Below are 10112 nucleotides of genomic sequence, written 5' to 3'. Positions count from 1 at the left end.
TCACTCCTCATTACCCCCAATGCTTGATGTCTTGCAACCTCTAGCATACAGGGTTTGTGGTCGGAGTGGTTCATTTTCTAAATGTCACTTTCCATCATAATGGTTCACTTTCAGTCTGCCAGATACACTGTGATTTTTTGTGGGATAAAAGTACCACCGTCTCAACGTGCGCCGTATGCGGGAACATATCGACAGGCTGAACCTCAACTACGGTGAAGCCGTGGGCGGTGAGGTGCTTGAGGTCACGGGCTAGGGTGGCGGGATTGCAGGAGACGTAGACTAGGCGGGAGGGCGCGGCGGTGGCGAGGGTGCGGAGCAGGCTTTCGTCGCAGCCGGCGCGGGGTGGGTCGATGACGATGATGTCGGGCCGCTCGCCTGTGGCGAGGCGGGTAGGCAGGAGCTCTTCGGCCGTGCCGGTGAGAAATGTGGCGTTAGTGATGTTGTTTAGCTCTGCGTTAGCGATGGCGTCTTCTACGGCAGCGGGTACGACTTCGATGCCGGTGACATGGTGTGCACTCTGGGCCATGATGAGTGCCATGGTGCCGACACCGCAGTAGAGGTCGTAGAGGTGGGAGGAGCTGCCGCAGGCGGCGAACTCGATAGCTTTACTGTAGAGCTGCTCTGTTTGTACGGGGTTAACTTGAAAGAAAGAGTTGGCGGAGACCTTAAACTTTAGGCCGGCGAGATGCTCGATGAGGTGGTCGCGCCCACCAAGAAGTATGGTTTCGTGCCCGAGGATGACATTCCCCCGCGCGCGGTTAATGTTAAATTGCACGGAGACGACCTGTGGCAGCTCGGCCATGAGCTCGCTGGCGATTAGTTCGCCACCTGGCAAAACGTGGCCGTTGATGACGAAGACAACCATGGTTTCTTTGGTGGCAAAAGAATGCCGCACGAGGATGTGACGCAAGAGGCCCTCGGCTGTGGTTTCGTCATAGATAGAGAGATGGTGTTTCGCTGCTAGGCGTTTGGCAGCCACAAAGGCGGCGCTTATGGCCGAGTGCTCTATCAGGCAGGTGTCAATGTCGACGATGGAGTGGCTGCGCCGCTTGTAGCAGCCCGCCACTAGGCGGCCCTCCTGTACTCCAACCGGAAAGAGGGCTTTGTTGCGGTAGCCATAGGGTTGCACCATGCCCATAATTGGCCTCACCGAAATGTCGCCTAGGCCGCCTAGGCGGGTGAGCGCGGCGGTAACCTGCTCTTCTTTATAGCGAAGTTGCGCCTCGTAGCTGGCATGCATGAGCTGGCACCCGCCGCATTCGGCATAGTAGCGGCAGGGGGGCATGACACGATCTTGAGATGGCTTCTCTATACGGGTCAGCAGTGCTCGACCGTACTGCTTTTGAGTGGAGATAACTTTAGCCTCGACCTCATCGCCCGGCAGGGCGTCTGGCACGAAGATGGTGTAACCTTGGTACTTACCGACGCCTTCGGCGGCATGGGTAATGCCAGTAATGGTAAGCGTCACTTTTTGCCCAACTTTAACGGGGGGTGTCACCATGTGGCCCCCCTTTGTGCTTTTGCTCAAAATCAAGGAGCTGCTGTTTGCACTCTAAGCCCCCAGCGAAGCCGCCCAAGCTGCCGTCGGCCGCGCAAATGCGATGGCAGGGGGTAACGATAGGCAGGGGATTTTTGGCGTTCGCTTGCCCGATAGCACGGCAGGCCTTTGGTTTGCCGATGGCCATGGCTATCTCTTTGTAGCTGTTTACAGAGCCATAGGGCACTTGACGAAGGGCCTGCCAGACTTGGAGCTGAAAGGCTGTGCCTACCTCATCAAGGGGAAAGGTAAAGTTTTGGCGCTCCCCGTGGAAGTACTCGAGAAGCTCGCTCCCGACTTGGTGGAGGTTACTTCTGTCATCCTCCATGGCCTGCGCGAGGCCGAGGCGCACAAGAAGTTCCTCTAGATCCGCTATTTTTTGCCCTGGGGTAGTTATGGCTACGGCGCCCTTTTCGGATACCGCATAGTACACTTCACCCCAAGGGGTTGGTACTGCACCCATATATACTGCCATTCTAATCACCATTCCTCAAATGAATACTGTGCTGGTCCTACGCGAAAGCCAGGCCGCCTCGTTTTCGCGGCGCGACTCTCTAAGTGATGTTCTCCCCTAGTGCCTCTGCTCCTGCCGCATACCTTATTCTTTCACAAATGTTTGGGGCAGATATGTGCGTAACAATACATATATTGAAGCAACCAGACGAAAGGGGGGCGCCTGATGTTGTTCTTGGTCGTGGATTGGTTGGCGGCTCACTGGCCCCACTTGCTGATCCTCATCTTCGCGCTTGCCACAGGCAAGGCACTAGGCGACGAAATCTCGCTCTGCCACCCGCGAGGCCTGGCCGCGCGCCTGGCGCGGCTAGTGGCCAGTTTTTACTTCGCGCTTTTCTTCTATGCTCTGGGCTTCTACATATATACTCTCGCCCGCTCTGCCCTTAATTTCTAAGATTGCACTCATTATGGCAGGATTTGCCGTACCCTAAGTCGAATTGAAGTATGAATCGCACTGGCCGGAATACCGGAGAAAGTTGGTGCCACTTTGCGCCTTAGGGCCATACGCTCTGTGTTGCTGCGTCGCTTAACACTCTTAGCAGGGGCCATTATTTTTATTGTGCTACTGGTCACCGCGCTCTACATACTGCCTGGGGGGTCGGTGCCGCCTCCTCCAGCGAGCGGACTTAACCCCGCGGACACACCGCCTCTGGTAACGCCAGACCCGCAAGACCCCGGATCAAAGCTGCCGGGAGTAGTTGCGGCGGTAGTTGATAACAAGGCACAAGCACGCCCCCAGAGCGGGCTAGACAGGGCCGACTTAGTCGTGGAGATGATGGCCGAAGGTGGCATAACGCGTTATCTGGCCTTCTTTTACAGTCAAGCGGCGAGCACCATTGGGCCTATCCGCAGTGCGCGCCCCTATTTTGCCGAGATAGCCAAGGCCTACAAGGCCCCGTTGGCACATGCTGGAGGCAGTGTAGAGACGATTAATCACCTGCGCACACTCACTGTGCCTAGCATTGACGAAATCAACAATGCCGGGCGCGCTTTTTGGCGAGACCCTGCGCGCAACATGCCCCACAATCTCTACACGAGTACAGAGCTCTTGCTGGCGGAGGCGCAGCATAAGCGCTACCCCCTACATCCCCTGCCTAAAAGGCCTGAGGGTAGTATGCCCGTAGGCGAGAGTGCCCCCAAGGTACTTACAAGCTACTCGCCCGAGTACAAGGTGGAGTGGCGCTGGAGCGAGGGGGTCTATCATCGCTATATTAACGGTGCTCCGCATACGATGCGCGATGGCACAGCTATCACCGTGCGCAATGTCGTATTTATCGCCGCCCCCCATCGCCAGTTGGCCACAGATGCTGCACATACCGTCATTGATATCATCGGCACAGGTACGGCGTGGTTCTTGCGCGACGGGCAGCTTCATCGCGGCACATGGGCGAAGGATAGCCCAGAGGGGCACTTTAACTTTACGGTCAATGGGGCAGACTACTTGTATTCCCCGGGCAATACTTGGATACAGATCGTGACCGCTATCGCTAAGGTTAGTATCGTAGCGGAATGAGATTTGGCTGCCGGGAGGGTTGACAGGCCGAGACTGCTCGTGTAAATTACTATATAGTAATGATTACATATTGGGAGGAACATAAATGAACGAAACCACACTCAAGCATCTCAAAGAAGCCTTTGCCGGCGAATCGCAGGCTAATCGCAAGTACTTGGCTTTTGCTGCTGTCGCCGAGGCCGAGGGCCATAGCAATGCGGCCAAAATGTTTCGCGCGGCGGCTGAGGCCGAAACTATCCACGCCCTAGCCCATCTCAAAGCCATGAAGGGCATTGGCTCGACCGCAGAGAATTTGCGGGAAGGCGTGAACGGTGAGACCTACGAGTTTGCCACGATGTACCCACCCATGCTGGCCGCGGCTGAGGCGGCGGGCGAAAAAGAGGCGGCGCGCGCCTTTAAGTTTGCCCTACAGGCCGAGCAGGTACATGCTGAGCTATATGCCAAGATCTTAAACAATCTCGATGCTAAGGAAGAACTTTCCTTCCATCTATGCGTGGTCTGCGGCAATGTGGAATTAACTCTGCCAGCCATGTGTTCGATTTGCGGAGTCGGACCCCAGCAGTTTAAGTTAGTCAATTAGTAGCTGCTACTTGGTGACGAGCCAAGGAGCCTGCCCCCTTGGGGGTGGGCTCCGTTTTGTTCCTAAGCTCGCTTGACGCACCTCTACGCGCATGCTATGCTAGGCAAAAGAGAATCGAGGTTCGCTAATGCAGTATTTAAAAGAAGAAGTCCGCGCGAGAATCTTAGAGGCGGCCCTCGATGAGTTCGAAGCTCATGGCTATGCCAAAGCGCAAGTGCAGCGCATTGCACAAGAGGCACAGGTTTCTACTGGCAACCTATACCGCTACTTTGCGAGCAAGGAGGATATCTTCGATTCTATAGTTAGATCTTGCTACGAACGCATTGCCGCCCTGATGGCAGACGCAGCAGGCTTTTCTGGTGGCGGCGAGGCAAAGGGCGTGCGCGGCTTGGCACACCATCTGGCCGCCGGCATTATGTCGGTCTACAACACTCATGGCCGACAGCTTCTGATTATAGCAGAGAAGAGTATTGGTTCCCGCCATGAAAACTTTGTGCACATCATGACCGAAATGATTTCGGAGCGCATGCAGCTAGAACTCGGTCGGCAAGGGGCCCTAGCAGACGAAACACTGGTGCGCTTAGTGGCCACAGGCTTCTTCTCGGGCATGGTTCTTTTGTTTCGCACCACCAAGGACCCCGAAAGACTGCATGAACTGATCAGCCGCATGCTGGTGTTTTACTTTGATGACTTTGAAGATCGTTTACTGGGTGCTCCCTAGAGCCGCTAGCAGTCGGCAACTCTAGCTCAACATAGCTATGGCTATGTATTTTTCATGTCTGATAAGCGAACCAATATTCACTATTTACAGGAGGTATTATGGATAGACTGGCCCGATTTATTGTTACTAAGCGCCAGACCCTCGTGGTGCTGTTCGCTCTCGCCACCCTAGTGGCAGTGGTTTTGGCCCCCACCGTCACTATCAACTACGACCAGACCGCCTACTTGCCGGCTGATATGCCCACGCGCCAAGCCATGAATGTTATGGCGCAGGAGTTTGGTCTACAGGGCACGGCGGAAATTATCGTGCCTGACATCGACATACCCACTGCGCGCCAGCTGAAGAGTGCCATTAGCGCTACAGAGGGGGTGCATAGCGTGGTGTGGCTAGACGACGTGGTAGATATTTACACTCCGCTAGTACTACTACCACCCACTACGGTGCGTCAGTTTTTTGCCGATGGCGCGGCGCGCTTTCAGGTAATCTTTGTCGCGGGCGACCATGACCTCACCACGGGCCAGGCTATTAAGGCCTTGCGTCTCCTGCAGGGCGGGCAGGTCACGGTACGTGGGCCTGCGGTTGATGCGCTAAATTTACGCGGCACGACGACCGCGGAGATTTCGACCATTATCGCCTTTGTGCTGCCTATCTTCCTGCTCATCTTGTTTCTCGCCACCAGTTCGTGGTTTGAGCCCTTGCTTTTTATATTCACGATAGGCATCTCCATTGTTCTCAACATGGGTACCAATGCTTTTTTAGGCTCCATCTCCTTTATCACTTTTGCCACGGCTGGTCTCTTGCAGTTCGCCGTTAGCATGGACTACTCTATCTTTCTCTTGCACCGCTTCAGCGAGGAGCGCCGCAAGGGTATGGATGTAGAAACAGCCATGATAGTGGCACTGCGAGGCTCCTTTGCCACTATTTTAGCGAGCTCACTGACGACCATAGCAGGTTTCGTGGCGCTGATGTTTATGCGTTACAGCCTAGGCTACGACCTCGGCCTCGTCTTGGCCAAGGGGGTGGCCTTGAGCCTCTTAGCAGTGCTGTTTTTGCTACCGGCTTTAGTGATATACTCGGCACGCTTACTAGAACGCACCGAGCATCGCCCCCTACTCCCCTCTTTGGGCAAATTTGCGCGCGGCGTGGTAGGTATGCGGTGGATTGTACCCGTGGTGCTACTAGCATTGCCGGTCGCCTTTATGGCGCAGGGTGCCAACCATTTTCTCTATGGTGAAGCGGCACAGGCCGACGAAAGCATGCTGCACCAAGAGTTTGGCCGCCACAACCCGCTCGTACTACTGGTACCCGCGCAAGATGTGCCGCGGGAGTACGCACTGGCCAACGCCCTGCGCGCTATTCCCCAAGTTCACAGTGTGCAGGCTCTCGCCTCCCTAGCCGATGTTTCGATACCGCGGAGCATGCTACCGCCTGCGGTGGTGGACCAATTTGTGGGCGAAACTTACTCTCGCCTAGTCATGATGCTAGACACCGCCACCGAGAGTGCGGACTCCTACCAGGCAGTGCTTGCCATAAGGCACGCTGCCGATACCTACTACCCTGGGGCCGCCCTGCTACTCGGTGCCTCTGCCGCTGTGGACGATATTCGCCAGGTTGTCGAGTACGATTTTTCTGTGACTAGCCTAGTCGCCATCCTCGCCGTCGGTGCGATTATCGCGCTAACATTTCGCTCTCTCTCCCTACCCCTCCTCTTGGTGCTTACTATCCAAGCTTCTATTTGGCTTAACATGGCTATACCCTACTTTGCTGGTTCGCCCCTCATTTTTATCGGCTACATGATTGTCAGCGCTGTGCAGCTTGGCGCTACCATCGACTACGCCATCTTGTTGACAGGGCGCTACCTAGAGTTTCGCCGCAGCATGACGGTGCGAGCAGCTGCAACCGCCGCCATAGAGGCCTCGGGCTACTCGGTCATGACCTCGGCTGCCATCTTAGCCGGAGCCGGGTTCACCTTAGGTCTGGTTTCTGGTGTGCCCAGCATTGCGGCACTAGGCATGCTCATCGGCCGGGGGGCGCTACTATCCTGCCTCTTGGTACTCACTTTTTTACCGCAGGTGCTCATGCTGGGTGACCGCTTTATTCGCCTCACTACGCAAACAAGTAACACTAACCAACTTCACTAGACGAAAGGCAGGAAAAGAGATGTCTCGACTACGATTTTCCCTGTTTCCCACCGCAAAAGTCACCGCCTTGGCACTAGCATGCCTGCTTTTTTTCTCGGTGACGGCACACAGCAACACCGCCTCCCTACCCCGCGTCGCTTCAGCAAGCAGAGCTACGCCTAAGGACGAAACCATTTTTGTGAACCTAGGCAGTGATGGTGCTGTGCGCGAAGTAAATGTCGTAAACACTTTTCGCGCCGCGAGGGGGCAGCTAACCGACTATGGCGACTATGTTGAGGTGACTAACCTCAGTGATACGCGCGGAATAACTCTCGACGCAGAGCGCATTTCAGTGATGCTAGATGAAAATACGGAGACGACTTTCCGTTACCAGGGCCGCCTAGAACAAGCTGCCCTGCCCTGGCTGTTTTCGTTTTCTTACTACCTCGATGGTCAGCCAGTGACCCCGAGCGCGCTACTCGGGCGGAGCGGACGCTTAGAATTGGTGCTCGCTGTGCGCCCTAACCCCTTGGCGGTGCGCCATTTTGCAGAACACTACACGGTGCAGGTAGTTGTGCCGCTCCTGGTCGACCGGATAGCTGATGTACAGGCGGCGGGCGCCACTGCTATGCTGGTAGGCAACAGGCTTAATCTGGCCTTTACGGTTATGCCGGGCGAAAGCCACACCCAAGCCATTACAGCGATGGTGCGCGACTTTGCCATGCCACCCATCGAAATATCCGCCATGCGTGTGGCGCAGCTGCAGGGTGCTTGGCTAGATGAGGTGGATGAGGGCTTTGCCGCCTTAGCCGGTGGCATGGAAAGTGTGATTGACGGGAGCAAAACCCTGCAAGACGGGCTTCTAACTCTGCACCAGGGGGTAGGCAGGCTCCGCACCTCCCTTGACCCCTTGCTTTCACACATGGGGCAATTTACAACGGGCCTAGAGCAGTCTGCGGCTGGGGTAGCTGCCTTTAGCCAGGGCTTGACCACAATTAACGAGGGGCAGGACGCGCTTGATGCCGGGGAGCAACGCCTAGCCGCAAGCCTGCCTGCCCTGCAAGGGGGCTACGCCAGTATAGCGGCGAACTCGGGCGGGGTACTGGCCGAGGGGGCGACGGTGCGCCAACTGGCAGAAACCCTCGTGGGTCATGCGCACCCAGCAGTGCGCCAGCTCGCGGAGGCCACCTTGATTCAGTTTGCGACCCTAGAGGGACTACTACAGAGCCTGTCACAGGCGAATGCGGGGCTAGAGGCCTATGCGCTAGCTAGAGCACAGCTAGGTGAGCAGCGTGTCGCCCTAAACTTAGGACTCAGTCAAGCTGCGAGCTCCGGGCAGACCCTGGCTGCGGGCCTCGGCGAGTTATCTCAGGCCGGTGTGAGTTTACACGGTGGACTGCAACAGCTGCCGCAGGGAGTCAACGAGCTTCATAATCACACCGCCTCCTTACCCCTTCATGTGGGCGCACTGGTCTCTGGACAGCAGGAGATTAATAAGGGTCTTGCTGAGGCTCGCGGGCAGCTAGGGCAGTTTCTCGGCGATGGCCCGGTAGCACCGGTGGTGTCCTTTGTTTCGCCTGGCCAAGCTACGGCCACTTCGGTGCAATTTGTAATGCTAACCCCAGCAATTGAGGTCGCTCAGCGCGTACGCGCTGAGACAGAACAACCTGTCCAAACAACCCTGTGGCAGCGCATTGTCAACCTTGCCCGACGCTTTACCACCATGTTTCAGCAGGGCTAGCGCTTTTCACTCGAGATTCTGTTGATAAAGCGCTATAAGAGCAGGGCCGCCGAAACGGTCCTGCTCTTACTGTTTGGCAGATCTTATACTGCCCTGTACATAACTACCTACCGATAGCCCGATTGGTATGGGATACCATCTCTTCGACTGCGCTACGTGCCTCACCTAGTATGCGGCGGGCCTCAGCGACATTGTGAAAACCGGTGCTGTTCTCGACTAGGAACCAGTCAAGTAAGAGCTGGGCGCGGCGGTGAGAGGTTTGCGCCGCCGTGATATGATGCGCCAGAGCAGCGGGATTGCGACGTGCATCGCTCAAGCCGTTGATCGCGCTTTCTAAGGCGAACCCAACCTCGTTAGCTAGGGCACGCAATTCGCCTTGCAGCTTTTCCGTCCTGGCTCTAAGCGCAGCTGGGTCGCCATGGCATGACTGGCAAGATGCCTCGATATGCCGCAGTGGGCTGACTAGCCAGTGCTGGGTGTACTCGCGGCCTTGTTCGTCTTTAACCGTAGGCATGTGACAGTCGGCGCAAGTCAAACCAAGCTTCGCATGTACACTACCTTGGAAGAACTCGAACTCAGGGTGCTGAATTTTATGTACCCCTGCGCCCGTGCGGGGGTGCGTCCAGTCAGAGAAATTCTCATCATCTTTATGCTGCAAGGCATCTTCCGGTGTGAAGCCATGTGTCCAGGGGAAGACAATTTTGTTGGTCGTGCCTGGGCCTTCGAAGTAGTACTCGGCGTGGCATTGCGCACATACCAGGGAACGCATGTCAAAATCGGCCAAGGTCTTGCCTTGCGCGGTGATGGCTTCTTCTAGCCATGGGCGTGTGATGCGCAATGCGAAGTCGGGGCTTTGGGGGTCATGACAGTCAATGCAGGAAACCGGGTGATTGGTTTTCTTGGCGGCCTCGCTCCAAAACATGGTGTCGATGCCCTGCCGGCCGTATTTCTCGACCAAGGCCGGGTAATCGGCTGATTTGCAGCCCCAGCAGACGCCCCCGAATTTGGGACGCCCCGTGATCATGGTGTCCTCTATGGCATAGAGATGGCCGCGCGACTCACGGAAGTCAAACCAAAAACCAAACCCATGATACATAGCGCGCATAAAAGGATACTTAGTTAACTTCTGATAAGGAACGGATCCGGCATGTGCGGTAGCTTCCATCTCGAGGGTGCGCATGTAGCTCGCGACCTGCAAGGGGAAGCGTTCCTGCCAGTACATGGATGCCGCCTGCGTCAACAGTGGCGCTGTGTCTGCGGGTGGGGCGAAAGTCTGCAGCGTGACATGCCTGGTGATGGCGGCTACGCCAATAATAACCAGCGCACTTAGCAGCACGAAGAGTAGCGTCGATTTGGCGCCCTGAGAAACACCTTTTTGCACTAGTAC

9 protein-coding genes are annotated in these 10112 nt (G+C 56.1%); 6 read left to right on the top strand and 3 right to left on the bottom strand.

Annotation, left to right across the window (positions count from 1 at the left end; all coding sequences use genetic code 11):
• Window positions 1-94: 94 nt before the first annotated feature.
• Complete coding sequence (gene rlmD, locus KGZ92_09580) at window positions 95-1501, bottom strand: 23S rRNA (uracil(1939)-C(5))-methyltransferase RlmD (GenBank protein MBS3889512.1); 1407 nt, start codon at window positions 1499-1501, stop codon at window positions 95-97.
• On the bottom strand, window positions 1482-2024 hold the full coding sequence (locus KGZ92_09575) for a methylated-DNA--[protein]-cysteine S-methyltransferase (GenBank protein ID MBS3889511.1): 543 nt from the start codon (window positions 2022-2024) through the stop codon (window positions 1482-1484). Before KGZ92_09575 ends, rlmD begins: the two co-directional genes overlap by 20 nt.
• A 192-nt stretch (window positions 2025-2216) precedes the next feature.
• Between KGZ92_09575 and KGZ92_09570 the strand changes: the two genes are divergently transcribed.
• From KGZ92_09570 to KGZ92_09545, 6 genes are all read left to right on the top strand, one after another.
• Entirely contained in the window at window positions 2217-2444 is a 228-nt protein-coding gene (locus KGZ92_09570) for a hypothetical protein (protein ID MBS3889510.1), read from the top strand.
• A gap of 93 nt (window positions 2445-2537) precedes the next feature.
• Entirely contained in the window at window positions 2538-3563 is a 1026-nt protein-coding gene (locus KGZ92_09565; protein MBS3889509.1) for a DUF3048 domain-containing protein, read from the top strand.
• A gap of 85 nt (window positions 3564-3648) precedes the next feature.
• Window positions 3649-4143 (top strand): rubrerythrin family protein, encoded by a 495-nt coding sequence (locus tag KGZ92_09560; protein MBS3889508.1) that lies wholly within the window; start codon window positions 3649-3651, stop codon window positions 4141-4143.
• A gap of 127 nt (window positions 4144-4270) precedes the next feature.
• A complete protein-coding gene (locus tag KGZ92_09555; GenBank protein MBS3889507.1) occupies window positions 4271-4864 on the top strand; it encodes a TetR/AcrR family transcriptional regulator in 594 nt (197 codons plus the stop codon).
• Between the two features lie 98 nt (window positions 4865-4962).
• Window positions 4963-7005: an MMPL family transporter gene (locus KGZ92_09550; protein ID MBS3889506.1), complete on the top strand. Its 2043-nt coding sequence runs from the start codon at window positions 4963-4965 to the stop codon at window positions 7003-7005.
• Window positions 7006-7024: 19 nt separating this feature from the next.
• Window positions 7025-8725, top strand: coding sequence for a hypothetical protein (locus KGZ92_09545; protein MBS3889505.1), 1701 nt, complete (start codon window positions 7025-7027; stop codon window positions 8723-8725).
• 103 nt (window positions 8726-8828) lie between these two features.
• On the opposite strand, the gene KGZ92_09540 is transcribed toward KGZ92_09545, so the two are convergent.
• Window positions 8829-10106 (bottom strand): ammonia-forming cytochrome c nitrite reductase subunit c552, encoded by a 1278-nt coding sequence (locus tag KGZ92_09540; protein MBS3889504.1) that lies wholly within the window; start codon window positions 10104-10106, stop codon window positions 8829-8831.
• Window positions 10107-10112 lie beyond the last annotated feature (6 nt).

Source organism: Bacillota bacterium, assembly GCA_018333655.1.
In the GTDB taxonomy this organism is placed as follows: Bacteria; Bacillota; UBA994; order UBA994; family UBA994; genus BS524.
This window is presented reverse-complemented; position numbering and strand designations above follow the sequence as displayed.